Genomic DNA, 23,704 nt, shown 5'->3' on the forward strand with positions numbered 1-23,704 from the left:
TTTTTACACTCCCGATGTGGCCCCGCTGGATTATGCGGCGACCCAGAACAATCTGGGGATCGCGTATCGGCAACTGTCTGAGCATGAGGATCCGGTGGGGAATATCGAGCGCGCCTTGCAGGCGTTTCGGGAGGCGTTGCGTTTCCGCACCCCGGAGCGGACCCCTCTCTTCTATGCGGAAGCGCAGCATGAAATCGGGCGGGCCTACCAGCGGCGGGCGGAGCTCCAGGCGGACCCGGCCCGGCGCTGCGCGGACCTGCAGGCGGCGGTCCGGGCCTTCCGGGAGGCGTTGCGCTTCCGCACGCCGGAGGCCACGCCCCGCGGGCATGAGGAGACCCGCAAAGCCCTGGAGGAGGCCGAAGAGGCCCTCCGCGGAGCCGGATGCCCGGAGGCCGGCTGAGGACCCGCCCCACGCTTTTCCGACGGCACTCTCCAGACCCCTCTCAGGGCGCGCAGGCGGGCCCATGGCCGCTCCCGATGAGGGCATTCCGCTGGAACCCCTCCCCGGGCCCCAACGTCTTTCCGGTGAGATCCTCTTCTCAAGGAGGTGTCCGATGCGCCCGCTGCCCGTTGGGATGATCCTCCTGATGCTGATGGCCGCCTGCGCGCCGGCGCGGGCCACGCCGGCGGCGTTGCCGCGGGCTCCGGCCTCCGGAGGGGAGGTCGCAGTCCCGCCGGTCGGAATGGGGCCGGCCGCTCAGCCGCCCCAGCCGTTGAAGGAAGAGGCCGCCGCCCGGGACCGCCTGGCGGCCACCCCGATGCCGCCCGGAGTGAACCCGCCCGGCCTGGTCCCCAACCCGGCCGCCCGCATGATCATCAAGAACGCCGAGATGCGCCTCATCGTCTCCCACGTGGATGAGGCCCTCACCCGCATCGAGGGCCTGGTGGCCGACCTGGGGGGCTACATCCTCAACAGCCGCACCTGGTTCCAGGAGGGGGAGAAATATGCCGCTCTGACCTTCGCCGTGCCCTCAGAGCGCTTCGAGGAGGCCCTGGGCCGGCTGCGGCGCATCGCCCTGCGGGTGGCCGACGAGAACACCTCCGGCCAGGATGTGAGCCCGGAATACGTGGATCTGGAAGCCCGCCTGGCCAACCTGGAGGCGGCCGCCGCCCGCCTGCGCGAGTTCCTCCAGCAGGCGAAATCGGTGGAGGAGGCGCTGGAAGTGGAGGCCCGGCTGCGGGAGCTGGAGGGGGAGATCGCCCAGGTGAAGGGGCGGATGAACTTCCTGAAAGGCCGCTCGGCCTACTCCCTGATCACCGTCACCCTGGAGCCCATGCGCCCGACCCCCACGCCCACGCCCACCCCCACCCCCGTGGTCTGGAATCCGGGGCAGACCTTCCAGGAGGCCACGGAGGTGCTGGGGGTCATCATGCGGGCGCTGGTGGACCTGAGCATCTGGGTCCTGGTGCTGGGCGGGCCCTTCATTCTCCCCGCCGGCCTGTTGACCTTCGTGGTCTACCGGCTCCGCAACCGCCACCCGCCGAAGGCGGGATGAATCCGCCGGAGGGGCGGGGCGTCCGGGAAGAATGCCCCGCCCCTGAAGATCCCCGTCTTGGGAGGAGGGACGCTGGTCCCGAGTGGATGCCGAAACGAATTTCGGCTTACATCGGGGGCTTCAGCCCCGAACCCTGCGTCTTCGATGTCGCGATGGGTCGCGGCGGAAGCCGCTCCTGCCGAAAACCGATTACTGTTGGAGCGCCGAGGGCATGGATGTCGGGCGCTGGGGCGGGCGGACTCCTTCGGGCCGCCGGGTTGACGGGATCGACGGCGTGGGGCCCCCTGGGCCAGCGCGATCGGGATCGCGCGCCCGAGGGCAGCCCCGTGGTTGGAAGAGATAGGACGAGTTGCCCTCACGTTGTCAGACCCGCCTTCTTCGATTAGATTGGGAATGGATCCGGGAGAAGGGCGTTCAGACCCATAAGGGGGATGCGGTCCATGCGCAAGGGAACGGCCGTCAAAAAGGAGGAGCGGCTCGTCCGTTTGGAGGATCTGCCGGACCTGGCCCGGGCGGCGGGTTTCTCCTCCTGCTGTGTGGTCCGCTTAGAGGCGGGTCGCCTCATCGTCCTTCCGGTGGAGCGGCAGGAGCAGATCCCGGTGCAGATCCGTGAAGCCCTGCAGAAGTGGGCGGCTCATGTCCGCCGCCTCTATGGAGCGCGATTGCGGGCGCTCTATCTGTTCGGTTCTTACGCCCGGGGAGAATGGCGGGAGGACTCCGATGTGGATGTGGCGGTGGTGTTGGATGAGGTGGAAGATCCTCTCGAGGAGATCCATCGCATCCATGAAGCGACTTCCCATGTGGCCCTGGAAAGCGAGCTGCTGATCTCGGTAGTGCCGATTTCCTGGACGGAGTTTCTGCATGGAATCCATCCACTTAGCGCTCGGATTCGGGAGGAAGGCATTGAAATTACGCCCTGAAGATATTCCAGCGTTGATTCGCAAAGCGCGGAGATTTCTTGAAGCGGCAGATCGTGATATTAGAGCCGAGGACTACACATCTGCGCCTTCTCGTATGTATTATGCAATGTTTCATGGCGCACAGGCTATCCTGCTCGCAAAAGGTTTCCGGTTTTCCTCTCATATCATAAGGGTGTGATCAGTGGCTTCGGCAGGCATATCGTGAAAGCAGGGCTTATGCCTGTGGAGTCCGCTCGGTGGCTCAATGAGGCTTTCAATGATCGAATGCTTGCGGATTATGTCCCTTCCGTCTTGTTCTCCCCCGAAAGAGTCCGTCACCTGAGGGAGTGTGCGGCGTTGTTCCTCAGGTGGTGTGAAGACCTTTTGATCCGTGAGGGGTGGTTGCAGGCGACGGATGAATGGTGAGGATGGGGTCCCCCTGCGAAGCGGCATAGACCTGCTCTGTCTGTGAGGACAGTGCGGATCTTGAACGCGGGATCGGATGGAGGATGCGGATGGGCCTCTGGTTGCTGGGGACCTCCGGTGCGGTCCCGGATGGCCGGCGGGACTACGTGGGCCTGGTGGTGGAGGCAGCCGACGGGCTGATCCTCATTGAGGCCGGGGGATCGCCGTTGCACCGCCTCCGTCGGATGGGCCTGGACCCCATGCGGTTGCGGGGGATCTTTCTCTCCCACCGTCATCCGGATCACCTGAGCGGCCTCCCCGGGCTGCTGATGGGCCTCTGGCTGCTGCGGCGGGCCGATCTCCTCTGGATCGCAGGGCCCGAGGACGCGCTGGAGCGGGCCCGGGCGCTGCTGGACCTCTTCGAATGGCGCTCATGGGCCGGCATGTTCCCAGTGGACTGGCGGCCGATCCCTCCGGAGCCGGATTCCCTGGTGGAAGCTTCCGGCTTCGTCCGCTTGCTGGCCACCCCGGTGGTCCACAGCGTGCCCACCCTGGCCCTGCGGATCGAGCTTCCCGAGGGCACGGCAGCCTATTCCGCGGATACCGAACCGTGCCCGGCGATGGCCCGCCTCTCCCGGGGGGTTGAGGTGCTGATCCACGAAGCCACGGGCGCTTATCCCGGGCACACCCCACCGGAAGGCGCCGGGCGGATCGCCCGGGAGGCTGGCGCCCGCCGGCTGATCCTGGTCCATCTGCCTCCGGAGGTGGATGGGGAGGCGTGGATCGCCCGCGCCCGCGAGACGTTTGAGGGTCCGGTGGAGATCGGATGGGATGGGATGCGGGCGCTGTGAAGGGCGGAGCCCGGAGCGGATTTGACAGCTCTCCCCTCGCTCGCCTATAAAATCATGTCCGGACTCGGAGGCGGATGTCGCGGCCGATCGATGGGCGTTGCGGATCTTTTCCAGCCGGGTGTGTCCTCCGGTTCCGCCCGTCGCCAACCGCCTCCTTGCGAACCATCTCCGGTGGGGCGCCCACGATCGGGGCGGTGTGGTCTTTCCCCCATGATCCTGGAGCGGGGTGAGCGGTCATGATCGAAGCGGAGGGGTTGACCAAGATCTACGGCAACCAGGTGGTGGCCATCGAGGATGTGACGTTCCGCGTCGAGCGCGGACAGATCGTCGGGTTCCTGGGCCCGAACGGGGCCGGGAAGACGACGACCATGCGCATCCTCACCGGCTACATGCCGCCCACCCGGGGCCGCGCCCGCATCGCCGGCTATGACACGGTCCTCCAGTCCCTGGAAGCCCGCCGCCACATCGGTTACCTCCCGGAGACCGTCCCCCTGTATCCTGAGATGAGCGTCCGCGCCTATCTGGGTTTTATGGCGGAGATCCGGGGGATCCCGAACCGCAAGGCCGCGGTGGAGCGGGCCATGGCCCTCACCGGGCTGGAGGATCGGGCGGACGCGCTCATCGGGAAGCTCTCCAAAGGTTACCGGCAGCGGGTGGGCTTAGCCCAGGCCATCCTGCATAACCCCGACGTCCTGATCCTCGACGAGCCCACCATCGGCCTGGATCCCCGACAGGTCCGGGAGGTGCGCGAGCTGATCCAGGAGCTGGGCAAAACCCACACCATCCTGCTCTCCACGCATATCCTCGCGGAGGTCCAGCAGATCTGCGATCGCGTTTTGATCATCCACCGGGGGCGGATCCGGGCGGACATGACGCTGGGGGAGGCCCTGCGCAGCCGGCGGCCGGACCGCATCTTCCTGCGGGTGGACGGGGCGGACGCGCAGGTCCCGGAGGCGTTGCATGGACTCCCCGTGGTGCACCGGGTGGAGCGGCTGGAGCGGGGGGTGTATGAGATCCAGGTGGCCCCCGAGGCCCGGGAGGATCCCAGTCCGGTCCTCGCCGAGGCCATCGTGCGCCGCGGGTGGCGCCTGCTGGAGCTCCGGCCCGTCGGCCTCACCCTGGAGGATCTGTTCCTTCAGGTGACCGCTCAGGACTGAGGAGGGCATCGATGCGCAACGTGTGGGCCATCGCCCGTCGCGAGCTCGGGGCCTATTTCGTCTCGCCCATCGCCTATCTGGTGGGCGCGGCCTTCCTGGCCATGATGGGCTTCTTCTTCTACACCGACGTGGTCTTCACCGTCCTCAGCCGATCGGAGCCGACCATGCGATATGTCTTCGGGGTGATGACCACCATCCTGCTCTTCGTTGCCCCGGTGCTGACCATGCGCCTGCTGGCAGAGGAACAGCGGCTGGGGACCCTGGAGCTGTTGCTCACGGCGCCGGTGCGGGACTGGGAGGTGGTGCTGGGGAAGTATCTGGCCGCCCTGGTTTTCTATCTCGGGCTTCTCCTGGCCACCGCCGTCTATCCCCTGCTCCTGTTCTGGATGCGGGGCAACCCGGACGTCGGCCCCATCCTCTCCGGCTACCTGGGGATGGCCCTCTTCGGGGCAGCGTTGCTTTCCATCGGCCTGTTCTCCTCCTCCCTTTCCCAGAACCAGGTGGTGGCGGCGGTGGTGGGGATCGGGCTGGTGATCCTGCTGGCGGTGGCCAGCCTGCCCGCGGATGGGATCACCAACCCCACCCTCCAGCAGATTCTGAACCATTTAGATCTGCGGAACCACCTTCTTAACTTCCGTCGGGGCTTGATCGACACGGCGGACATCGTGTATTACCTGAGCGTCACCGCAGCTTTCCTGTTCCTCACTGTGCAGATCCTGAATTCGCGGAGGTGGCGATGAACCTGGCCCGGCCGTCCGAAGCGATCCTTCGGGCGCTGTGGGGGCTCGCCCTTCTGGCCCTCGTCGCCGCCGTGGTCGCCTGGACCATCGAGGGGCGGCTCGGCGCGCCCAGCGTGGTCGCCCTCCTCCTGGCCGTCCTGCTGGGGGGGATCGCCATCTACCTTGCCCCGGAGTCGGTCCGCGCCTGGATCCAGGGGCGTCCCTTCGCCTTCGGCGCCAACGCCGCCCTGGCCAGCGCGGCCTTCATCGGCATCATGGCCTTGTTGAACATCCTGGCCGTCCGCCACGCCCAGCGCTGGGATGTGACCGCGGAGCGGCGCTTCTCCCTCTCCCCTCAAACCCTTCAGATCCTCAGCGCCCTCCCCCAGCCGGTGGAGGCCTTGGCCTTCTTCTCCCAGAACTTCCAGTTCGCTCGGGAGAACGCCGAGGATCTGCTGGATCAGTATCGGCATCACAGCAATGGGAAGTTCTCTTACCGATTTATCGATCCGGTAGCCCAGGCCTCCCTGGCCCGGCAGTGGGGGGTCACCCAGGACGGGACGATCCTCTTCGTGATGGGGGATCGACGGCAGCAGGTCACCCTTTACAACGAGCAGGAGTTCACCTCGGCCCTGGTGAAGCTGATCCGCACCACCCAACCCAAGATCTACTTCCTCGCCGGCCATGGGGAGCGGGACATCCAGGAAGAAGGGGACAACGGCTACGCCCAGGTCCGTCGGGCCCTGGAACGGGAAGGATATGCGGTGGAGCCCCTGAACCTGGCGGTCACGGCGACGGTGCCCGCGGATGCGGCGGGGGTGATCCTGGTTGGCCCCACCCGCCCGCTGCTGGATCGCGAGGTCGAGGCCTTGAAAGGCTATCTCAACGCCGGTGGGCGGATGCTGATCGCGCTGGATCCCGCCCTCCAGAACGTCGGAGCCGGGGTGACCGAGTCCATCAACCGGGTGCTGGCGGACTGGGGGATCGCCTTCCGGGAGGATGTGATCGTCGATCCGGTGAGCTCGATGTTCACGGACCCGCTCACCCCGGTGGCCGGCCGCTACGGGTTCAGCCCGATCACGGAGAAGCTGCGCGGGATCGCCACGGCCTTCCCGGCCGCGCGCTCCATCGACGACAGCCGTGTCCCTTCGGATCGCTTCCGCGTGGTCCGGCTGGTGGAGACCAGCAATCAGAGTTGGGGCGAGACGGATCTGAACGCGTTGCGCCAGGGGTTAAGCCAGGGACGGCTGCCGGGGCCGGGCGGCAAGCCGGTGGGACCTCAGGCCCTGGCCGTGGCGGTGGAGCAGGTGAACGGGAAAGGCCGCCTGGTCCTTTTCGGAGATGCGGATTTCGCCGCCAACCAGAACGTGGGGGCGAACCTGCCCTTCGCCAACCTGGATCTGTTCGTCAACGCCGTCAACTGGCTCTCGGAGTCTGAGGTCCTGATCGGGTTGCGCCAGTCTCCCTCCGCCACCGTCCGCGCCCTGAGCGCCACGCCGGCCCAGGTCCGCACCGTCTTCATGCTGACGGTGGTGGCCATGCCGCTGCTGGTCCTGGCCGCCGGCGCCATGGTGTGGTGGCAGCGTCGCTGAGGGGATTCGGGGATCCCGATGCGGTCTTTTCTCATAGAAGCCGGGCATCGGATCGGAGGTGATCAGCGATGAAGCGATGGGGGACGCTGGGCCTGGTGATCGCTTTCCTGATCCTGGCCCTCTTTGTATACTTGGAACCGAGGATCACTGCTCGTCCCACGCCGACGCCGGCGGGCGCATCCCGTAACCTCTTGGAGGTGAGCAGCGCTGCCATCCAGCGCATCCGGGTCATCGACCACGCCGCCGGGCGGGAGGCGGAGGTGGAGCGGGATGCCAGCGGGCAGTGGTTCATGATCGCGCCCACCCACCATCTGGTTCGCCAGGATACCCTGGACACCCTGGCCGGAGGGCTGGCGACGCTCTTCGTTCAGCAGGTGATTTCCGACGTCACGGATCTCTCCGCCTATGGGCTGGTGACACCGACTTACACGATTGTGATCAGCGCCACGGATCGGGTGTTCACCCTGACGGTGGGGACGGCGACGCCGATTGGGGGTGGCTATTACGTGCGCCGGGAGGGGGATCCGGCGGTGTATGTGGTGGGGACCTTCGCCATCGATGAGGCCCGGAAGCTGATCACGGAGCCGCCGCTGGCGACCCCCACACCTACGCCGACGGTGACCCCTACGCCGACGGCCACGCCCACCCCCACGCCCGGCCCTTCGCCCATCCCGGGTGTGACTCCGACACCTTGATCGAAGCGGTCAAACCTGAGGGAGGAATCGGCTTCATGCTGGAGGGAATCCTGAGCCCGCATCGCACGACGCTGGACCAGCTCCTCGCCCTGGGTCGATCCCGGGGGTATGTCACCTTTGAGGAAATCCTGGAGTTCTTCCCCGAGGCCGAGAACGACCTGGATCGGCTGGATGAGATCTTCGCGGCCCTCCTGGAGGCAGGGGTAGAGGTTACGGACGCTCCCGAGGAGGAGGGTCCGATCTCCGCGGAGGAGGAGGTCGACGAAGAAGGCCTCTGGGAAGAGGAGCTGGAGGCGGAGCTGGACTCCGATGACCTCCTCAGCCTCTATCTCAAGGAGGTGGGGCGGATCCCCCTGCTGACGCCGGAGGAGGAGGTGGAGCTGGCCCGGCGGATCGAGCGCGGGCGGGCGGCCGAACGGCGCCTGGCCCAGGGGGGGCTCTCCCCCGAGGAGCGCCGTCGGCTGGAGGAGATCGTCGCCGACGGGCGGGCGGCCCAGGAACACCTCATCCTGGCCAACACCCGATTGGTGATCAGCGTGGCCAAGAAATACGCGGGCCGGGGCCTTCCCCTTTCGGACCTCATCCAAGAGGGCAACATCGGCCTGATCCGGGCGGTGAAGAAATTCGACTGGCGCCGGGGCCACAAGTTCTCCACCTACGCCACCTGGTGGATCCGCCAGGCGGTCACCCGGGCCATCGCCGACCAATCCCGCACCATCCGCGTCCCTGTCCATATGGGGGATCAGATCAACAAGCTCATGCGCCTCCAGCAGCAGCTGGCTCAGGAGCTGGGCCGGGAGCCGACGCCGGAGGAGCTGGCGGAGGCGATGGGCATCCCCCGGGCGCGGGCGGAGCAGTTGCTCCAGATGGCCCGCCAGCCTCTCTCCTTGGAGACCCCCACGGACGATGAGGAAGAGAGCGTGCTGGGGGACTTCATCGAGGATCGGGGGACGGCCTCCCCGGCGGAGGCGGTGAGCCAGCAGATGTTGCGGGAGATCCTGCACGAGGCGCTGGCCACCCTCTCTCCGCGCGAAGCCCGCATCCTCCAGCTGCGCTATGGGCTGGCGGACGGGCGTCCCTACACGCTGGAGGAGGTGGGGCGCAAGCTGGGGGTCACGCGGGAGCGGGTGCGACAGATCGAGGCCCAGGCCCTCGCTCGCCTGCGGCATCCCACTTATGCTCGTAAGCTCCGGGAGTTCCTCCGCGAATAATCTCCTCTGTAAGGAACCGCGCAGGTCATTCGTGGAGCATCGTGTGGGGGCCGGATGGCGCCTCTTCGGGCGATCCGGCCCCTGCTTCTCCGCCGGGTCGCCGCTTCCGGAGCTCATCCGGGGATCGCTTCCCGCAGGAGTTCCCGGATATCTGCGGTCATCGGCGCGCCGCTCCCCCCGCGCCGGACGGCGATGATCTCCGCTATGATCGAGACGGCGATCTCCTCCGGCGTTTCCGCCCGGAGCTCCAGGCCTACGGGTGAGCGCACCCGGGCCAGGCGCTCCGGGGGGATGCCGCGTTCCATCAGGGCCTTCGCCGTCAGCAGCCAGCGCCGCCGGGAGCCGATCACCCCGATGTAGGGCGCTGGGGAATCCAGGATCAGCGGGAGGATCCGCACGTCCAGGGGATGGTTCCGGGTGGTGAGGACAATGTAAGTTTGATGGTGGATCGGGGCCTGGGGGAGGACCTCCTCGGGCGGCCCCACCAAGAAGCGGTCCGCTTCAGGGATCCATTCCGGGGTGCAGCGCTCCGGCCGGTCATCGCTCACCAGGACGCGGAAGCCCAGCCATTTGGCCAGGTGGGCGAGGGCCCGGCCGACGTGTCCGGCCCCGATGATCAGCACTGCGGGTGGCAGGAGGGGTTCGATGAAGATTTCCATCTCCCCGCCGCAGACCCCGGGGTCGCCCTGTAGGGGGTCGGAGAGGGTGTAACGGACCAGCCGAGGATGCCCCTCCTGAATCGCGTGGAGCGCCTCCTGGATCACCCGCGCCTCCATCTCCCCGCCTCCGATGGTCCCCTGGATCCGGCCATCGGGGTAGACGAGCATTTTGGCGGCCTCGTGGCGGGGGACGGAGCCGCGGGTCCGGATCACGGTGCACAGCGCCACCGGCCGGTCTTCCTCATACGCCCGCAGGATGGCTTCATACAGCGCTCGCATTTAGCCTCCTGAGGCTCAGGGGGATGGATTCACCTTGCAGACGCTGGCTCCTTCATTGTAGCGCGAACGGAGGTTAAGGGTCCTGGGGAAAAGGGGCCGGATCCGCGGTCCGGCCCCTTCGTTTTCGAAGATGCCGGAGAAGGCCGAGGGTTTCAGCGTGGGGATCGACCGGGCTCCAGACTGGGCTCCACCGGGACTCCCTGGAGGGACCAGGGGCCGGCGGAGGTGATGCGGACGGAGACGAGCTGCCCCCGCCAGTCGCGGTCGCCATCCTCGAAGAAGACCAGCTTGTTGTTGCGGGTCCGCCCGAACCACTTGCCCTTCTCGTTGCGGTCCTCCACCAGGATCTCCACCGTCTGCCCGATGAGGGCCTCGTTCTTGCGGCGGGAGATCCGCTCGTAAAGCTCCTCCAGCATGCGGAAGCGGCGCTCTTTCTCCTCGGGCGGCACATCGTCGGCCATGGTGCGCCAGGCCACCGTCCCCGGCCGGGGGGAGTATTTGGCGATGTGCACCACGTCGAACTCCAGCTCCTCCACCAGCCGGTAGGTGTCCATGAACTGCTCCTCGGTCTCGCCGCAGAAGCCGACGATGATGTCCGTGGCGATGGAGGCGTTGGGGATGCGCCGGCGGATCTTCTCCACCACGCGCTTGTAGTCGGCCACCGTGTAGCCCCGGCGCATGCGGGCCAGCACCTCATCGTTGCCCGCCTGAACCGGGATCTCGATGTGCTCGCAGACCTTGGGCAGCTCCGCCACCGCCTCGATGATCCGGTCGGTCATAAAACTGGGATGGGAGGTCAAGAAACGAATGCGCTGGATCCCCTCCACCTCATGGACTGCGCGGAGCAGATCCGCCAGGTCCGGGCCGTCGGGGATGTCCTTCCCATAACGGTCGACGATCTGGCCCAGCAAGGTGACCTCCCGGACGCCCTGCTCGGCCAGGGCGCGCACCTCGGCGACGACCTGGCCCACGGGGCGGCTGCGCTCCGGGCCGCGGCGGTAGGGGATGATGCAGAAGGTGCAGCCGAAGGAGCAGCCGTGGACCACCGGCACGTAGGCGGTCACCTTGCGGCCCCGCTCCGAGAGCGGCAACACCAGCTCTTCGTCCTGGAGGGCGTAGCGGACCATGCGCTCCAGGTCCGCCACCGCCCGGCCCTCATCGACCCGCCGGGCCAGGAACTCCACCAGCGGCCGGGGGTCCGCGGGCGGCATGAAGACGTCCACCCAGGGGAAGGCCCGGCGCAGCCCCTCGTTGCCCTTCACGCCCACCAGGCAGCCCATGACGGCCACCACGCGGTCGGGCCGCCGCTCCTTGAGGGGCCGGACCATGTGGAGCCACCCGTAGGCTTTCTCCTCGGCCGACTGGCGGACGACGCAGGTGTTGACGACCAGCACGTCCGCCTGCTCCGGCCGCTCGGCCATCTGATAGCCGAGCTTCTCCAGGGCCGAGGCCAGCCGCTCGCTGTCGGCCACGTTCATCTGGCAGCCGAAGGTGTGAATGTAATACCGCATCCCGCTCACCTTGAATGGGTCAGGGAGGTCCCATTGGGAAGATTGGGGCTGGAAAAGGGATCTATTCGTTCATCATTTTAGAGGGATGGGGAGGCCTCGTCAAATCCATCGGACGCCGGGATGAGGGCCCCCTCGTCCGTTTCAGCATCCCCTTCCGGAAGGGTGGGTGGGATCGGCAGGCCGGAGGCATCGAAGAAAATCCATGAACCCTGGGCCGGGCGGTCCGGTATAATTCCCGGTGAAGGATTCGCGCCCCGCGGGGGATCCATGGCCAACCGCTGGAAGGGCTGGTATGAGCGGGGGAAGCGGGATCGCGAACGGGCGCTTCTGGACATTCAGTATGGATACTACGAATGGGCGTGTTTCACCCTCCAGCAGTCCGCGGAGAAGGTCGTCAAGGCGCTGGGGCTCGCGCTGGGCTTGACGCTGTGGGGACATTCCCTGACCGAGATGCTGAAATGGATCGGACAGCGGATCGAGGTTCCCCCTGAGATCCTGGATGATGCCCGCCTGCTGGACCTTTATTACATCCCGCCTCGTTATCCCAACGGCTTCCCCTCCGGCAAGCCTGCGGATTATTTCACGGAAACTCAGGCCCGGGAGGCGCTTCGTGCGGCGGATCGAATCATCCGGTTCTGTGAAAGCTATCTCCCTGGATCGGGATGAGCTCCTCCGGCGGTTGCGGGAGGCGGCCGCCGAGGCACTGGAGGCCTTCCCGGAGCTCCTGGAGGTGCGGCTGATCGGCTCCCTGGCGGCCGGGACGGCCACCGGGACCAGCGATGTGGATCTGCTGCTTCGGGTGAAGGAGATCTCCGGGAACCCTCTGGAGGCGATGAAGCCGTATTTTTTCTTCTTCTCCCGCCGGCTGGAGATCGGCCTGGACCTTTTGCTGGTGGGCCCCGATCTTCCTCCTGGTCTGGAGGAGGCACTGCGGGGGAGCATCATGCTGGCCCGGCGCGGCGAACCGGAAGGGACGCCGGGTTGATCGAGCGATGAAGAGAGGTTCCCCCTCACCCGGGATTCAATTTCGGCCTGCACCGGAATCCGGCGGCTGTGGGCCGCGCCCCAGGCGCTCCACCAGCACGTCAGCCAGGGTCGGGCGGCCGATCTCCTGGATCTCGTAGCGCACCCGCACCACGGGGTGGCGCACCCGCAGGATGCGGGCCAGATCCACCGGCGTGGCCGTGAGCACCAGGTCGCAGGGAGCTTGGTTGATGGTCTCCTCCAGCTCGCGGATCTGCGCGGCGCCGTAGCCCATGGCCGGGAGCACGGGGCCGGTCTGGGGATAGCGCTGGTAGACCTCCCGGATGCTGCCCACCGCGTAAGGCCGGGGGTCCAGGATCTCAGCCGCCCCGAAGCGCCGGGCGGCCACCCACCCTGCCCCGTAGGCCATCTCCCCGTGGGTGAGGGTGGGCCCGTCTTCCACCACTAAGACTCGCCGGCCGCGGATGGCGTCGGGATCCTCCACGAAGATGGGCATGGCGGCCTCGATGAGGACCGCCTGGGGGTTGACCTGTTGGACGTTCTCCCGGACCTGATGGATGGCCTCCGGGGAGGCGGTGTCGATCTTGTTGATCACCACCACATCGGCCATGCGCAGGTTGGCCTCGCCGGGATGGTAGCGCAGCTCGTGGCCCGGCCGATGGGGATCGACGACCACGATGTGAAGGTCGGAGACGAAGAAGGGAAAGTCGTTGTTTCCCCCATCCCAGAGGATGAGGTCCCCCTCCTCCTCCGCCGCATGCAGGATCCGCTCGTAATCCACCCCGGCGTAGACGGTGAAGCCGTGGGCCAGATGGGGCTCGTATTCCTCCCGTTCCTCGATGGTGCATTCATAGCGATCGAGATCCTCAAATGAGGCGAAGCGCTGCACGACCTGTTTGCGCAGATCGCCGTAGGGCATGGGATGGCGCACGATCACCGGGCGCCAGCCGAGCTCCCGCAACAGCCGGGCCACCCGCCGGGTGGTGGGGCTCTTGCCGCTGCCGGTGCGCACCGCGCCGATGGAGACCACGGGTTTGCGGGATTTCAGCTGGGTGGCGCGGGGGCCCATCAGCCAGAAATCCGCCCCGGCCGCGTGGGCGATGCTGGCCCGGTGCATCACATACTCGTGGCTGACGTCGCTGTAGGCGAAGACCACGCGATCGACCCGAAAGCGGCGGATGAGCTCCGGAAGCTCCTCCTCGGGGTGGATGGGGATGCCCTCGGGATACAGGGAGCCGGCCAGCTCGGGCGGATACCGGCGCCCTTCGATGTTCGGGATCTGGGCGGCCGTGAAGGCCACCACCTCGTAATCCGGGTTGTCCCGGAAGAAGACATTGAAATTGTGGAAATCCCTTCCAGCGGCGCCCATGATGATCACGCGGATGCGATCGGCCATGATGCTCCCTCCGAAGCGAGCTGGAGCGCATGCGTTATGCCAGGGCAGCCAGCAACACGCTGAGCAGGTAAAGCCCGAGCAGCGGCAACATCACGATGCTCATGTTGACCGGGTCCACGGTGGGCGTGATGGCGGCGGCCAGGACGGCGATAGCCAGCACGGCGAAACGCCACCCGCGCAGCAGCTGGCGGGCCGTGATCAGGCGGGCCTTGGCCAGGGCGAAGGTCACGAGCGGCATCTCGAAACTCAAACCCAGCCAGAACATCAAGGAGACCACAAAGGTGAGATACGTGGAGGGCCGGGGCTGGGTCCGGATGCCGGCAAAGGTGGTGAGAAAGGGGATGGCCACCGGCATCATCACGAAATACGTGAAGGCGGCACCTCCCACGAAGAGCAGGGTGGCCAGGGGCACCAGGAGGAGGACGACCCGGCGTTCATGGGGAAGCAGCCCCACGTAGATGAAGGCGAGGATCTGATAGACGATGTAAGGGAAGGCCAGGGTGAACCCGGAGAGCAAGGCCACGCGCATGTACGCGGCGATGCTCTCCGTAACGTCTACGGAGACCAGCCCGGCCCGCCCGCCCACCGGCGCCGCCAGGACGTCGATCACCCGGTCCGCGATGAGCAACCCCACCCCGGTGCCGATCCCCAGGGCGACCAGGCTCCGCAGCAGCCGCTGGCGCAGCTCCTCCAGATGCTCCAGCAGCGGCCGGGGCTGATCCACCTTTCGGGGCTTAACGGCTTTCCCTGGGCTCTGAAGACGAGGGATCCGCATGGGTGATCCCCGAGGAGGGGGGCAGCTGATAAGTGGCGACGGTTGGCGGGAGGAAGGTCTCGGGGGGCGTTGTGGCGGCCTGCTCTACCTCCCGGGCGACCTCCTGGACCTCCGCCTCCCACTCCCGTCGGAACTCCGCATAGAGGAGCTGGGCCTGTCGAGCCCAGCGCCCCAGCTGATAGGCCAGGCGCGGGAGATCCCGTGGCCCCAGCAGGATGAAGGCCAACAAGAAGATAAAAGCCAGCTCCATCGGGCCGATGCCGAACAGGCTTTCCATATGTATCCTCCTCAGGGCCCGCTCTGCCTGCCATCTCCCGACTCCATCTCATCAGCAATGCTGCCCAGCACGCCATTGACGAAGCGTGGGGTACTCTCGGAGCCGAAGAGCTTCCCCAGCTCCACGGCCTCATTGATGGCCACCGCCGGGCTCGTGCGCCGGGCGATGACGAATTCAAAGATGGCCATGCGCAGGATGTTGCGGTCGATGATGGCCATCTGGGCCACCGGCCACGCCGGAGCGTAGCGCTGGATCAGCCGATCGATCTCCTCGCGATGGGCGAGGACCCCGGTGACGATCTCCTGAACGAAAGCGCGGGCCTCGGGGGGCAAGGGCTCCGCCTGGAAGCGGGTCGAGAGGACCTCGCCGGGCGGGTGGCCGGCGGCGTCGATCTCATAAAGGGCTTGCAAGGCCACCATGCGGGCCCGCCGCAGCAGCGGGATCCCCCCGCTCTCCCGGGCGCCTCCTTCAGGGTCGTTCTTCCGAGCCGGAGGCGGTCGACGGGCCACGGGCTTCCACCTCCACGTCCGCGATCAGGATGTTGACCGCCTCGACCTCCAGGCCGGTCAGGTCCCGGAGGGCCCGGGCCACCTCCTCCTGGACCTGTCGGGCGACCTCGCGGAAGCGGGTCTCCGGACGCACCACCAGGGCGACGTCCACCCGCACCCGATGTTCCACCACCGTCAGACGGACCCCTTCGGCGAGGGGCCAGGGCCCGACCCGCATCGGGGCCAGGCGCGCGACTCCAGGGACCTGCAGGGCGGCCTGCCGGACGATGGTTCGCAGCACCTCGGGGGCGACGATGACGCGGCCAGGGATCGGCCCGTGCTCCTCCACCCCACCCATTCCCGGTTCTCCCTGTCCGCTCATACGCATGTCATCCCGCCGTCCACGGTGAGGACATGGCCGGTGATGAAGGCAGCCTCATCGGAGGCCAGGAAGGCCACTGCGTAGGCCACGTCCTCCGGCGTCCCCAGGCGCCCCAGGGGGGTCATCCGCAGGGCCGCCTCCTTGAACTCCTGGGGCAGGGGCTCCGTCAGGTCCGTGGGGATCAGGCCGGGAGCCACGGCGTTGACGGTGATGTTGCGGGAGCCCACCTCTTTGGCCAGGGATTTGGTGAAGCCGATGAGGCCGGCTTTGGCGGCGGCGTAGTTGGTCTGGCCGGCGTTGCCCACCAGGCCGGCGATGGAGGTGATGTTGATGATGCGCCCGTAGCGTTGCCGCATCATCGGCCGCAGGGCGGCCTTGGTGCAGTTAAAAGCGCTCTTCAGGTTGGTGGCCAGGATGAAATCCCAGTCCTCCTCTTTCATCAGGGCCAGCAGGTTGTCTCGGGTGGCCCCCGCGTTGTTGACCAGGATGTCCACGCGGCCGAAGGCCTCCAGGGCAGCGCGGATCAGACGCTCGGCTTCCTCATAGCGGCTGACATCGGCCTGCACGGCGATGGCTTCCCCGCCGGCGGCCCGGATGGCCTCCACCACCTCGCGGGCGGCGGCCTCGTTCTGCCGGTAGTTCACCACAATCCGGGCGCCCCGCCGGGCCAGCTCCAGGGCGATGGCCCGCCCCAGCCCCCGCGAGGCCCCGGTCACCACCGCCACACGGCCCTCCAGGTTCCCCATCGAGGCTCCCTCCTGTGTGGAGCTAAGATCCGTGACAGCCGGAGCCCTCCGGCCACTTGAAGGATTTTACCTCAAAGCCGAGAATGAGGATAAGGCGGTTGATCCTCTTCACCGGCAGGGAGGCATCGATGATCGCGCTGGCCTGGAGCGGTGGAAAAGACAGCATGATGGCCCTGCACGCCTTGCGGCGGCGGGGCGAGCGCGTGGCCGTGCTGCTGGTCACCCTGAACGAGGCCTTCGATCGCGTCAGCATGCACGGGGTGCGCCGCTCCCTGATCCACGCCCAGGCCGCGGCCCTGGGCCTTCCCCTCTATGAGGTGTGGCTCCCCCATCCATGCCCCAACGAGATCTACGAGCAACGGATGGGCGAGGCGGTCCGGGCGCTCATGGATCAGGGGATCCGCCGCTTCGCCTTCGGCGACCTGTTCCTGGAGGAGATCCGCGCCTACCGGCTCCGCCACCTCCTCCCGCTCGGCGCCGAGGTCCTGTTCCCGATCTGGGGCGAGCCCACCCATGACCTGGTGCGCCGCTTCCTCGCCCTGGGGTTCCGGGCCCTCACCGTCTGCGTGGACGGGAACCGGCTGGGCCCAGCCTTCCTGGGGCGGACCCTGGATCTGGGCTTCCTGGCCGACCTTCCCCCGGAGGTCGATCCCGCGGGGGAGAACGGGGAGTTCCATACGTTCGTGTATGACGGCCCGGGCTTCCGGGAGCCGGTGGCCTTCACCCGGGGCGAGCAGGTCTATCGGGACGGCTTCTGGTTTCAGGATCTGGTTCCGGTGACGGTGCCGGCCCTTCCGGTCCTTCCCCGGAAGGGGAGCCTCTGAGCCTTCCCGAGGGGGTTGGGTCAAGGATGCGGGTGCTGATCAGCGGATGGTTCCTGGGATATCCGGATACCGGCACTGGACAGTATGTGCGGGAGATGATCGCACGCCTCCCCGTCGTCCGGCCGGGCTGGGAGATCGGCGTGGCTTTCCCGGAAGGGTGGGGGAGTGCGTTGCCGGAGGGAGTGACGCCGGTGCCCATCCGGCTGCCCCGGGCGCCCCGCGCCCTCCGGAAGATCTGGTTCGAACAGTTCGCCCTGCCGCAGGCCGCGGCCCGCTGGCGGGCGGACCGCTTGTTCGTCCCTTACTGGGCGCCGCCTCTGCGCGCCCCGGCGCCGATCATCGTCACGGTCCACGACTTGATCCCATTGCGCTTCCCGGAATATCGGTCGGGCTTCGGCGTGCGGCTGTATACCGCCCTGGTGCGGGCGGCCACCCCGGGCGCCGCCCGCATCCTGACGGACTCCGAGGCCTCCCGTCAGGACATCCTTCGCTGGCTCCGGGTTCCCCCAGAGCGGGTGGTGGCGATCCCCCTGGGGGTCTCGGAGCGGTTCACCCCGCGCCCGGATCCCATCGCGGACGCCCGGGTGCGGACCCGATACGATTTGCCTCCGGCGTATGTGCTGTATCTGGGGGGCTTCGATCGGCGCAAGAACATCGAGACCTTGCTGGCGGTCTACACCTGGGCTCAAGAGGCGATCGGTTACAATTTCCCGCTGGTGATCGCCGGGCGCCTGCCCGAGGGCTCCCATCGTCTGTTCGTGGATCCCCGCCCCCTGGCCCGGGCGTGGGGACTTGAGGAAGTGGTCCGATGGATCGGCCCGGTGGACGAGGTGGACAAGCCGGCGCTGTATCGGGGCGCTTCGGCCTTCCTGTATCCTTCCCGGTATGAGGGGTTCGGGTTGCCGGTGCTGGAGGCGATGGCCTGCGGGGTGCCGGTGGTGGCTTCGGAGATCCCGGCCCTGGCCGAGCTGGCCGGCGACGCCGCCTATCTGGTCCCGCCGGACGACGCCCGGGGGATGGCGGGGGCACTGATCGCTGTCCTGGTCGATGCCCATCTGGGGCAGACGTTGCGGGAGCGCGGGCTGCGGCGGGCTGCGCAGTTCTCATGGCGGGCCTGCGCCGAGCGCACGGCGGAGGCCATCGAAGGCAGCGTATAGCCGGACGCGAGGCGGAAGACCTCTCGAGGGAGGGCTGTGGATGGATCGCGTGCAGGTTGCTCAGGACAACCTGGTGTTCTGCGCCGGGCATTTCATGATCTTCCCGCAAGGGAGCGAGCCGCTCCACGGCCACAACTACCGGGTGTCGGTGGCCCTGGAGGGTGAGCTCCGGGACGACATGGTGATGGACTTTGTCGCTCTGAAGCGCCTGGTGAAGGCGCTGGTGGAGGAGCTGGATCACCGGGTGCTGCTGCCGGCGGAGCACCCGCGGCTGCGCCTGCGGATCGAGGAGGATCAGGTGGAAGCGGAGGTGGATCGCAAGCGCTACGTGTTCCCCCTGGAGGATGTACGCATCCTGCCTATCCCCAACACGTCGGCGGAGTGGCTGGCCCGCTATCTCGCGGGGCGGTTGCGGGCGCGCCTGCCGGAGGGGCTCCGTCTGCACGCCCTGGAGGTCGAGGTGGAGGAATCCTTCGGCCAACGCGCGATCCACCGGGAGGTGCTCCATGCCGCCGCTGCGGCGTCGTAAGCATCGCGTGGGCATCGCCCTGGGGAGCAACCTGGGGGATCGGGACGCGGCCCTGCGGGAGGCCCTGGAGCGCCTCCTGGAGATCGTGGAGATCGAGGCCGTCTCCTCGTTCTATGAGACGGAGCCCGTGGGCTACACGGACCAGCCCATGTTCCTGAACGCCGTCTGCGTGGGCACCACCGATCACTCCCCTTATGATCTGCTGACAGCCTGTAAGGCGATCGAGGCGGCGATGGGACGTCAGCCGGGCCCGCGCTGGGGTCCTCGCCCCATCGATCTGGATGTCCTGTTCTACGACGATCTGTGTCTGGACGATGAGGTGCTAACCCTGCCGCATCCGCGCATGGCCGAGCGCGCCTTCGTGATGACGCCGCTGGCGGAGGTAGCCCCGGAGTGGCGACACCCCCGTCTGGGACGGACGGCGGCGGACCTGGCCGCCGGTTTGCCCGCCGTCGGGATCCGTCTATGGGCTCGGGCGCCGATGCGCGTGGGGCGGGGTTTCCTTTACTGGGGACGGGAGACCCTGGTGATGGGCATCCTGAACGTCACCCCGGACTCTTTCTCCGGGGATGGGTTGCTGAAGGGGCCGGGCTGGGTGGAGGCGGCCCTGGAGCAGGCGCGCCGCTTCAAGGCCGCGGGGGCCCATCTGCTCGACGTGGGCGGGGAGAGCACCCGACCCGGCGCGGAGCCGGTGCCTGCAGAGGAGGAGATGCGCCGGGTGCTGCCGGTGATCCGACGGCTGGCGGAGGAGGGATTGGGCCCCATCTCCATCGACACCTATAAAGTGGAGGTGGCCCGGGCCGCCGTGGAGGCTGGGGCGGACCTGATCAACGACGTCTGGGCGATGCGGGCGGATCCCGCCATGGCGGAGACCGTGGCCGAGCTGGGCGTCCCGATCGTCCTGATGGACAACCGGAGCCGCCGGGAGGCGGTGGTGCGGGACCCCCGGCTGGGCGCTCGCTATGAGGGCGCGGTGCAGGAAGACATCGTGGCGGCGGTCAAAGCGCATCTTCAGGAACGGGTGCAGGCCGCCCGCGCCGCCGGGATCCCCCCTTACCGGATCATCTTGGATCCCGGGCTGGGGTTCGGCAAGACCGTGGCGCAGAACCTGGAGCTGATCGACCGCCTGGGGGAGCTGCGGGAGCTGGGCTTCCCCATTCTGGTGGGGCCCTCCCGCAAATCCTTCATCGGCTACACCCTGAACCTCCCGCCGGAGGAGCGGCTGGAGGGCACGGCGGCCGTCGTGGCCCTCTGCATCGCCCGCGGGGCCGATATCATCCGGGTTCACGATGTCCAAGCGATGGTCCGGGTCGCCCGCATGGCCGACGCCATCGTCCGCCGCGGGCCACCGTGGACGGCCTGACCGTCGCGGCGCTCAGGGGGGGTGGACCTTCGCGGGGATCACGGGGGAGACGTTTACTCAATGTGCACGTGGGCGACGATGCGGCCGAAGCGCAGCTCATCTCCATCCTGGAGGGCGTAGGGGAGCCCGGAGACCAGGCGCTTGTTGTTGAGATAGGTTCCGTTCGTGCTTCCCAGATCCTCGATGTAGAAATGTCCGTCGTGGTAGAAAATGCAAGCGTGACGTCGGGAGACCCAGATGGCCTCCGGGCCCTCCTGAGAGAGATCGAGATCCGGAAAGAGACCGAGGCCGGGGTCCGGCCGCCCGATCTCACAGACCTGGGAAGTGCGCACCTCGATGGTGCGGCCGCTCTGGGCGATCCGAAGGCGCAGCAACGTCGCCGGGGCCTTGGGGGATGGGCTTTCCGCCTCGGTTTCCCCCTCGGCCAGCGGAGCGGTCTGCCAGCGCTCGGCATCCGGGGGCGTTAGATTCCCGGAGGACTCCGGGGTTGTCGGTTCGATCTCCGCCATGCCGGATTCCTGCCTTTACGAGAGGTTCGCGTCTCTTCGACCCGACCCGCTTGTTTTCATTATATCATCCCCGACATTCCGGTAAGGGAGTGTGATGATCGCCGTCACCGGCGCCAGCGGCTACATCGGGTCCCGCCTGCTCGAGCGGCTGGCCGGCGCGGCAGTGCTAGCCCTGGACATCCGCTCGCCGCGCCATCTTCCGGAAGGCGCGGAGTTCGTCCGCCATGATGTGCGACAGCCCATGGGCGCCCTGTTTCGGGCCCGTGGCGTGAAAGCGGTGATCCACTTGGCCTTCGCCGTGGATCCCATGCGGGATCGGCGGGCGGAACGGGCGCTGAACGTGCTGGGGACCACCAACGTGTTAGCGGCGTGTGCGGAGGCGAGGGTGGAAACCGTGATCCTCCTCAGCAGCGCCACGGTCTACGGGGCGTATCCCGACAACCCGCCTGCGCTGACGGAGGACGCGCCGTTGCGCGGGTGCCCGGGGTTCGGATATGTGGAGGACAAGTTGGAGCTGGAGCGAATGGCGGCGCGTTACGCCCGCGAGCATCCGGAGGCCCGGGTGATCCTCGTGCGACCGGTGGTGGTCGCCGGCCCCCATATGCGGAACTATCTCTCCCGCGCCCTGGAGAAACCCTTTGTGTTTCTCCCTTGGGGGGCCAACCCGCCGCTCCAGCTGGTCCATGAGCAGGATGTGGCCCAGGCCCTGGCGACGTTGCTCCATGAAGGACCGTCGGGCCCCTACAACCTGGGGGCCCCGAACCCCATTCCGTTCCAGGAAGTGGTCCGGCGCGCCCGAGCCCGGGCCGTGGCGCTCCCCTGGGTCCTCTTATATCCCTTGGCCGCGGTAGCCTGGCGGATGGGATGGCGGGCGGTCACCGAGGCGCCGCCGGCGCTGCTCCATTACCTGCGCTGGCCGTGGGTGGTGGATGGGAGCCGCATCACCCGGTTGACTTCCTTCGCTTATCAATTCGACACCCCGGCCACCCTCGCTGATTACCTGGAGGCCCGGGCGGGTCGGGCAGGCGGTGGAGGGACGTATCGGTGAGGAAGAGGCTTGCGGGTTTCCTGATCGGGCTCCTGGGGCTGACCGCGTGTCGCTCCCCGGAGCTCTGGACCATCGGCCTGGTCGCTCCGTTCGAGGGGCGGGATCGGGCGATCGGTTACGATCTGATCTTTGGGGCTCGCTTGGCCATCCGAGAGTGGAACGCCCGGCATCCGGAGGGGCCGTGGGCGATGCTCCTCGCCCTGGACGACGGGGGGGATCCGGAGCGGGCGCGGGAGCGGGCGCGTCAGATCACGGCCGTTCCCGGTTTGATCGCGGTGATCGGCCATTTCCGGCCGGAAACCACACGGGCAGCCGCTCCGGTTTACCGGGAGGCCGGCGTCCTGTGGATCGCCCCCCTGCTTCCGGCGGACCGGGTTCCTGCAGGGGCGATGGCCACGGCGGTGGACACCTCCACGATGGTGGAGGCCTTGATGGGTAGCCTTCCCCAAGCGTCCAGATCGCGCTTTTGGATGGTCCGGGATGGGGAGGAGCAATGGTTCGGGCCGGAGGCTGTGGCCGTGATCCGCGCTCGGGGATGGCGGGTGGTGGAGGCGCGGTGGACTGAGGCGGATCCCTGGGGAGAGGAGCCGGTGCTCTTCGATGGCCGGGCGGTCCACGCGGGGGAGGCTGCGCGGCGCTGGCGGCAGGCGGGCTGGCGGGGCCTCCTGCTCGGTGGCCCGGGCCTCCTGCACCCGGATCTTCAGGTGTTAATCCCGGGGGATCCCGGGATCCGGGTGGTGGCGGAGACCCGGCGGGTGGACGATCCGGGGTGGGTTGCCGCCTATCGGGCGCTCTCCCTGGGGACGCCGCCGGGGCCTTACGCCGCCCTGGGCTATGATCTGGTGTGGGCGCTGCTGCAGGCGCACGGATCCCCTTCCTTCCGCTGGGAGGGCCGAACGGGGATCTGGGAGGGGGGCGGAGGGCAGCTGCGCAAGGTGCCGGCCCTGTGGGTGAACGTGCCGTGACGCGGTGAACGGAAAGGCGTTCGGAGGGGGAGATGCCGCAGCCCGGACTGCATGGTCTGTTCGCCCTGGGCGTCCTTCGGCTCCGTCCGGCTCCCCGGGGGTTCGCCTTGGGGTTGATGGCCGGGGCCCTGCTGCCTGATCTGGATACATACCCTCAGGGCATCGCGGTGGTGCTGGGAATGGATCCGGCTCGGGCAGAGGCGCTGTTCCATCGCACCCTGACCCACTCCCTCTTTTTCGCCATCGGCGTCGCCCTGGCGCTGGCCGGCAGCGCCCGCCTTCGCGGGGATCGCGCACAGATGGCGTTCGCTGGAGGATGGCTCCTGGGAAGCGTGGGGCTACACATCCTCCCCGATTTGCTCGCCTGGTTCGATGGCGTGGGGATCCTCTGGCCCTTGTGGTCGGTGAACCTGTGGGCGGGCGTGGCCCTGCCCCATCCGGTTCCGAACCTGTTGCGGGCGATGAACTTCTACGCCTTTGCAGCCTATCTCTTCGCCCTGGGGAAAGAGGCCCGGCGTCGTGGCATGGACAGGAGGGGGCTCATCTCTCTGAGGAAAGAGGTGAAGGTCCAACTGGGGCTTGGCGCCCTGTTCACCCCTCTGGCCCTTCTTCTTCCGACATCGCAGTATAACCTCCTCGATGGCGCTGCCTTCCTCCTCTGGGCTTATCCCCGCGTCCTCTGGATCACATGGCGGATGCGGAGCGTCATCGAGGCGATGGGCTGAACGGAGCCTGACCGCGCAGTGAAAAAGCGCCCTACCCTTTCCCCTCCCGGCTGCTCCTCATC

At 67.7% G+C, this 23,704-nt stretch carries 27 protein-coding genes and 1 pseudogene; 19 read left to right on the forward strand and 9 right to left on the reverse strand.

The genetic code is table 11. From position 1 onward, the window contains the following. The 10 genes and pseudogenes from CFB18_RS15315 to CFB18_RS09035 form a co-directional block, all read left to right on the forward strand. Positions 1 to 400: pseudogene (locus CFB18_RS15315) on the forward strand (hypothetical protein); the annotation flags it as partial. 154 nt (positions 401 to 554) lie between these two features. Further along, on the forward strand, positions 555 to 1,496 hold the full coding sequence (locus CFB18_RS08995; protein WP_159461666.1) for a DUF4349 domain-containing protein: 942 nt from the start codon (positions 555 to 557) through the stop codon (positions 1,494 to 1,496). A gap of 440 nt (positions 1,497 to 1,936) precedes the next feature. Beyond that, positions 1,937 to 2,416 (forward strand): nucleotidyltransferase domain-containing protein, encoded by a 480-nt coding sequence (locus tag CFB18_RS09000; RefSeq protein ID WP_159461667.1) that lies wholly within the window; start codon positions 1,937 to 1,939, stop codon positions 2,414 to 2,416. Beyond that, complete coding sequence (locus tag CFB18_RS16540; RefSeq protein ID WP_088571483.1) at positions 2,358 to 2,594, forward strand: HEPN domain-containing protein; 237 nt, start codon at positions 2,358 to 2,360, stop codon at positions 2,592 to 2,594. The genes CFB18_RS09000 and CFB18_RS16540 overlap by 59 nt, the downstream gene beginning before the upstream one ends. Before the next feature lie 316 nt (positions 2,595 to 2,910). Beyond that, the gene (locus CFB18_RS09010; protein ID WP_159461669.1) at positions 2,911 to 3,651 is read left to right on the forward strand and encodes an MBL fold metallo-hydrolase; all 741 of its coding nucleotides are present in this window, start codon (positions 2,911 to 2,913) and stop codon (positions 3,649 to 3,651) included. 236 nt (positions 3,652 to 3,887) lie between these two features. Further along, positions 3,888 to 4,808, forward strand: coding sequence for an ABC transporter ATP-binding protein (locus CFB18_RS09015; protein WP_088571485.1), 921 nt, complete (start codon positions 3,888 to 3,890; stop codon positions 4,806 to 4,808). Between the two features lie 11 nt (positions 4,809 to 4,819). Further along, positions 4,820 to 5,548, forward strand: coding sequence for an ABC transporter permease subunit (locus tag CFB18_RS09020; RefSeq protein WP_088571486.1), 729 nt, complete (start codon positions 4,820 to 4,822; stop codon positions 5,546 to 5,548). Beyond that, positions 5,545 to 7,119 (forward strand): GldG family protein, encoded by a 1,575-nt coding sequence (locus tag CFB18_RS09025; protein ID WP_088571487.1) that lies wholly within the window; start codon positions 5,545 to 5,547, stop codon positions 7,117 to 7,119. The genes CFB18_RS09020 and CFB18_RS09025 overlap by 4 nt, the downstream gene beginning before the upstream one ends. Before the next feature lie 68 nt (positions 7,120 to 7,187). Then, positions 7,188 to 7,814 carry a DUF4340 domain-containing protein gene (locus CFB18_RS15625; RefSeq protein WP_200808147.1) on the forward strand — a complete coding sequence of 209 codons (627 nt, stop codon included), beginning with the start codon at positions 7,188 to 7,190 and terminating at the stop codon, positions 7,812 to 7,814. A 35-nt stretch (positions 7,815 to 7,849) separates the two neighbouring features. Next, the gene (locus CFB18_RS09035) at positions 7,850 to 9,025 is read left to right on the forward strand and encodes an RNA polymerase sigma factor (protein ID WP_088571488.1); all 1,176 of its coding nucleotides are present in this window, start codon (positions 7,850 to 7,852) and stop codon (positions 9,023 to 9,025) included. A 113-nt stretch (positions 9,026 to 9,138) separates the two neighbouring features. Here the strand turns inward: CFB18_RS09035 and CFB18_RS09040 are convergent, their stop codons facing one another. Both CFB18_RS09040 and miaB read right to left on the reverse strand, forming a co-directional pair. Then, complete coding sequence (locus tag CFB18_RS09040; protein ID WP_088571489.1) at positions 9,139 to 9,963, reverse strand: XdhC family protein; 825 nt, start codon at positions 9,961 to 9,963, stop codon at positions 9,139 to 9,141. 152 nt (positions 9,964 to 10,115) lie between these two features. Next, a complete protein-coding gene (gene miaB / locus CFB18_RS09045; RefSeq protein ID WP_088571490.1) occupies positions 10,116 to 11,474 on the reverse strand; it encodes a tRNA (N6-isopentenyl adenosine(37)-C2)-methylthiotransferase MiaB in 1,359 nt (452 codons plus the stop codon). 267 nt (positions 11,475 to 11,741) lie between these two features. On the opposite strand from miaB, the gene CFB18_RS09055 reads away from it, so the two are divergent. Further along, positions 11,742 to 12,140, forward strand: a complete 399-nt coding sequence (locus tag CFB18_RS09055; protein ID WP_088571492.1) for a HEPN domain-containing protein — start codon at positions 11,742 to 11,744, stop codon at positions 12,138 to 12,140. Then, positions 12,112 to 12,459: a nucleotidyltransferase domain-containing protein gene (locus CFB18_RS09060; protein ID WP_088571493.1), complete on the forward strand. Its 348-nt coding sequence runs from the start codon at positions 12,112 to 12,114 to the stop codon at positions 12,457 to 12,459. The genes CFB18_RS09055 and CFB18_RS09060 overlap by 29 nt, the downstream gene beginning before the upstream one ends. A 36-nt stretch (positions 12,460 to 12,495) precedes the next feature. Here the strand turns inward: CFB18_RS09060 and CFB18_RS09065 are convergent, their stop codons facing one another. From CFB18_RS09065 to fabG, 6 genes are read right to left on the reverse strand one after another with little or no spacing between them, the layout of a single operon-like run. Continuing rightward, positions 12,496 to 13,854 carry a cyclic 2,3-diphosphoglycerate synthase gene (locus tag CFB18_RS09065; RefSeq protein ID WP_088571494.1) on the reverse strand — a complete coding sequence of 453 codons (1,359 nt, stop codon included), beginning with the start codon at positions 13,852 to 13,854 and terminating at the stop codon, positions 12,496 to 12,498. Between the two features lie 34 nt (positions 13,855 to 13,888). Continuing rightward, positions 13,889 to 14,629 carry a twin-arginine translocase subunit TatC gene (gene tatC, locus CFB18_RS09070; protein WP_088571495.1) on the reverse strand — a complete coding sequence of 247 codons (741 nt, stop codon included), beginning with the start codon at positions 14,627 to 14,629 and terminating at the stop codon, positions 13,889 to 13,891. Further along, a complete protein-coding gene (locus CFB18_RS09075) occupies positions 14,589 to 14,906 on the reverse strand; it encodes a Sec-independent protein translocase subunit TatA/TatB (protein WP_088571496.1) in 318 nt (105 codons plus the stop codon). The genes tatC and CFB18_RS09075 overlap by 41 nt, the downstream gene beginning before the upstream one ends. Positions 14,907 to 14,917: 11 nt before the next feature. Further along, the gene (gene nusB, locus CFB18_RS09080) at positions 14,918 to 15,415 is read right to left on the reverse strand and encodes a transcription antitermination factor NusB (RefSeq protein ID WP_200808148.1); all 498 of its coding nucleotides are present in this window, start codon (positions 15,413 to 15,415) and stop codon (positions 14,918 to 14,920) included. Continuing rightward, positions 15,375 to 15,752 (reverse strand): Asp23/Gls24 family envelope stress response protein, encoded by a 378-nt coding sequence (locus CFB18_RS09085; protein WP_159461670.1) that lies wholly within the window; start codon positions 15,750 to 15,752, stop codon positions 15,375 to 15,377. Before CFB18_RS09085 ends, nusB begins: the two co-directional genes overlap by 41 nt. A 20-nt stretch (positions 15,753 to 15,772) precedes the next feature. After that, positions 15,773 to 16,522 (reverse strand): 3-oxoacyl-[acyl-carrier-protein] reductase, encoded by a 750-nt coding sequence (gene fabG / locus CFB18_RS09090; protein WP_088571498.1) that lies wholly within the window; start codon positions 16,520 to 16,522, stop codon positions 15,773 to 15,775. A 128-nt stretch (positions 16,523 to 16,650) separates the two neighbouring features. Between fabG and CFB18_RS09095 the strand changes: the two genes are divergently transcribed. From CFB18_RS09095 to folP, 4 genes are read left to right on the forward strand one after another with little or no spacing between them, the layout of a single operon-like run. Continuing rightward, positions 16,651 to 17,346, forward strand: a complete 696-nt coding sequence (locus CFB18_RS09095; protein ID WP_088571499.1) for a Dph6-related ATP pyrophosphatase — start codon at positions 16,651 to 16,653, stop codon at positions 17,344 to 17,346. A gap of 26 nt (positions 17,347 to 17,372) precedes the next feature. Beyond that, on the forward strand, positions 17,373 to 18,503 hold the full coding sequence (locus CFB18_RS09100; protein ID WP_088571500.1) for a glycosyltransferase family 4 protein: 1,131 nt from the start codon (positions 17,373 to 17,375) through the stop codon (positions 18,501 to 18,503). 40 nt (positions 18,504 to 18,543) lie between these two features. Then, positions 18,544 to 19,032: a 6-pyruvoyl trahydropterin synthase family protein gene (locus tag CFB18_RS09105; RefSeq protein ID WP_159461671.1), complete on the forward strand. Its 489-nt coding sequence runs from the start codon at positions 18,544 to 18,546 to the stop codon at positions 19,030 to 19,032. Beyond that, entirely contained in the window at positions 19,010 to 20,395 is a 1,386-nt protein-coding gene (folP, locus tag CFB18_RS09110; protein ID WP_088571502.1) for a dihydropteroate synthase, read from the forward strand. The genes CFB18_RS09105 and folP overlap by 23 nt, the downstream gene beginning before the upstream one ends. A 53-nt stretch (positions 20,396 to 20,448) precedes the next feature. Here the strand turns inward: folP and CFB18_RS09115 are convergent, their stop codons facing one another. Beyond that, positions 20,449 to 20,904 (reverse strand): FHA domain-containing protein, encoded by a 456-nt coding sequence (locus CFB18_RS09115; RefSeq protein ID WP_088571503.1) that lies wholly within the window; start codon positions 20,902 to 20,904, stop codon positions 20,449 to 20,451. A gap of 94 nt (positions 20,905 to 20,998) precedes the next feature. Between CFB18_RS09115 and CFB18_RS09120 the strand changes: the two genes are divergently transcribed. The 3 genes from CFB18_RS09120 to CFB18_RS09130 are packed head-to-tail and all read left to right on the forward strand — an operon-like array spanning position 20,999 to position 23,642. Continuing rightward, entirely contained in the window at positions 20,999 to 21,952 is a 954-nt protein-coding gene (locus CFB18_RS09120; RefSeq protein ID WP_088571504.1) for an NAD-dependent epimerase/dehydratase family protein, read from the forward strand. Further along, on the forward strand, positions 21,949 to 22,917 hold the full coding sequence (locus tag CFB18_RS09125; protein WP_088571505.1) for an ABC transporter substrate-binding protein: 969 nt from the start codon (positions 21,949 to 21,951) through the stop codon (positions 22,915 to 22,917). The genes CFB18_RS09120 and CFB18_RS09125 overlap by 4 nt, the downstream gene beginning before the upstream one ends. A gap of 32 nt (positions 22,918 to 22,949) precedes the next feature. Next, positions 22,950 to 23,642, forward strand: a complete 693-nt coding sequence (locus tag CFB18_RS09130) for a metal-dependent hydrolase (RefSeq protein WP_088571506.1) — start codon at positions 22,950 to 22,952, stop codon at positions 23,640 to 23,642. Positions 23,643 to 23,704: the final 62 nt, after the last annotated feature.

This window comes from Thermoflexus hugenholtzii JAD2 (assembly GCF_900187885.1).
GTDB classification, from domain to species: Bacteria; Chloroflexota; Anaerolineae; order Thermoflexales; family Thermoflexaceae; genus Thermoflexus; species Thermoflexus hugenholtzii.

Bases quoted from the DNA above. Each gene is read 5' to 3' on its own strand.
- CFB18_RS08995 (WP_159461666.1), top strand. From the start codon at position 555: ATGCGCCCGCTGCCCGTTGGGATGATCCTCCTGATGCTGATGGCCGCC.
- CFB18_RS09000 (WP_159461667.1), top strand. From the start codon at position 1,937: ATGCGCAAGGGAACGGCCGTCAAAAAGGAGGAGCGGCTCGTCCGTTTG.
- CFB18_RS16540 (WP_088571483.1), top strand. From the start codon at position 2,358: ATGGAATCCATCCACTTAGCGCTCGGATTCGGGAGGAAGGCATTGAAA.
- CFB18_RS09010 (WP_159461669.1), top strand. From the start codon at position 2,911: ATGGGCCTCTGGTTGCTGGGGACCTCCGGTGCGGTCCCGGATGGCCGG.
- CFB18_RS09015 (WP_088571485.1), top strand. From the start codon at position 3,888: ATGATCGAAGCGGAGGGGTTGACCAAGATCTACGGCAACCAGGTGGTG.
- CFB18_RS09020 (WP_088571486.1), top strand. From the start codon at position 4,820: ATGCGCAACGTGTGGGCCATCGCCCGTCGCGAGCTCGGGGCCTATTTC.
- CFB18_RS09025 (WP_088571487.1), top strand. From the start codon at position 5,545: ATGAACCTGGCCCGGCCGTCCGAAGCGATCCTTCGGGCGCTGTGGGGG.
- CFB18_RS15625 (WP_200808147.1), top strand. From the start codon at position 7,188: ATGAAGCGATGGGGGACGCTGGGCCTGGTGATCGCTTTCCTGATCCTG.
- CFB18_RS09035 (WP_088571488.1), top strand. From the start codon at position 7,850: ATGCTGGAGGGAATCCTGAGCCCGCATCGCACGACGCTGGACCAGCTC.
- CFB18_RS09040 (WP_088571489.1), bottom strand. From the start codon at position 9,963: ATGCGAGCGCTGTATGAAGCCATCCTGCGGGCGTATGAGGAAGACCGG.
- miaB (WP_088571490.1), bottom strand. From the start codon at position 11,474: ATGCGGTATTACATTCACACCTTCGGCTGCCAGATGAACGTGGCCGAC.
- CFB18_RS09055 (WP_088571492.1), top strand. From the start codon at position 11,742: ATGGCCAACCGCTGGAAGGGCTGGTATGAGCGGGGGAAGCGGGATCGC.
- CFB18_RS09065 (WP_088571494.1), bottom strand. From the start codon at position 13,854: ATGGCCGATCGCATCCGCGTGATCATCATGGGCGCCGCTGGAAGGGAT.
- tatC (WP_088571495.1), bottom strand. From the start codon at position 14,629: ATGCGGATCCCTCGTCTTCAGAGCCCAGGGAAAGCCGTTAAGCCCCGA.
- CFB18_RS09075 (WP_088571496.1), bottom strand. From the start codon at position 14,906: ATGGAAAGCCTGTTCGGCATCGGCCCGATGGAGCTGGCTTTTATCTTC.
- CFB18_RS09085 (WP_159461670.1), bottom strand. From the start codon at position 15,752: ATGGGTGGGGTGGAGGAGCACGGGCCGATCCCTGGCCGCGTCATCGTC.
- fabG (WP_088571498.1), bottom strand. From the start codon at position 16,522: ATGGGGAACCTGGAGGGCCGTGTGGCGGTGGTGACCGGGGCCTCGCGG.
- CFB18_RS09095 (WP_088571499.1), top strand. From the start codon at position 16,651: ATGATCGCGCTGGCCTGGAGCGGTGGAAAAGACAGCATGATGGCCCTG.
- CFB18_RS09100 (WP_088571500.1), top strand. From the start codon at position 17,373: ATGCGGGTGCTGATCAGCGGATGGTTCCTGGGATATCCGGATACCGGC.
- CFB18_RS09105 (WP_159461671.1), top strand. From the start codon at position 18,544: ATGGATCGCGTGCAGGTTGCTCAGGACAACCTGGTGTTCTGCGCCGGG.
- folP (WP_088571502.1), top strand. From the start codon at position 19,010: ATGCCGCCGCTGCGGCGTCGTAAGCATCGCGTGGGCATCGCCCTGGGG.
- CFB18_RS09115 (WP_088571503.1), bottom strand. From the start codon at position 20,904: ATGGCGGAGATCGAACCGACAACCCCGGAGTCCTCCGGGAATCTAACG.
- CFB18_RS09120 (WP_088571504.1), top strand. From the start codon at position 20,999: ATGATCGCCGTCACCGGCGCCAGCGGCTACATCGGGTCCCGCCTGCTC.
- CFB18_RS09130 (WP_088571506.1), top strand. From the start codon at position 22,950: ATGCCGCAGCCCGGACTGCATGGTCTGTTCGCCCTGGGCGTCCTTCGG.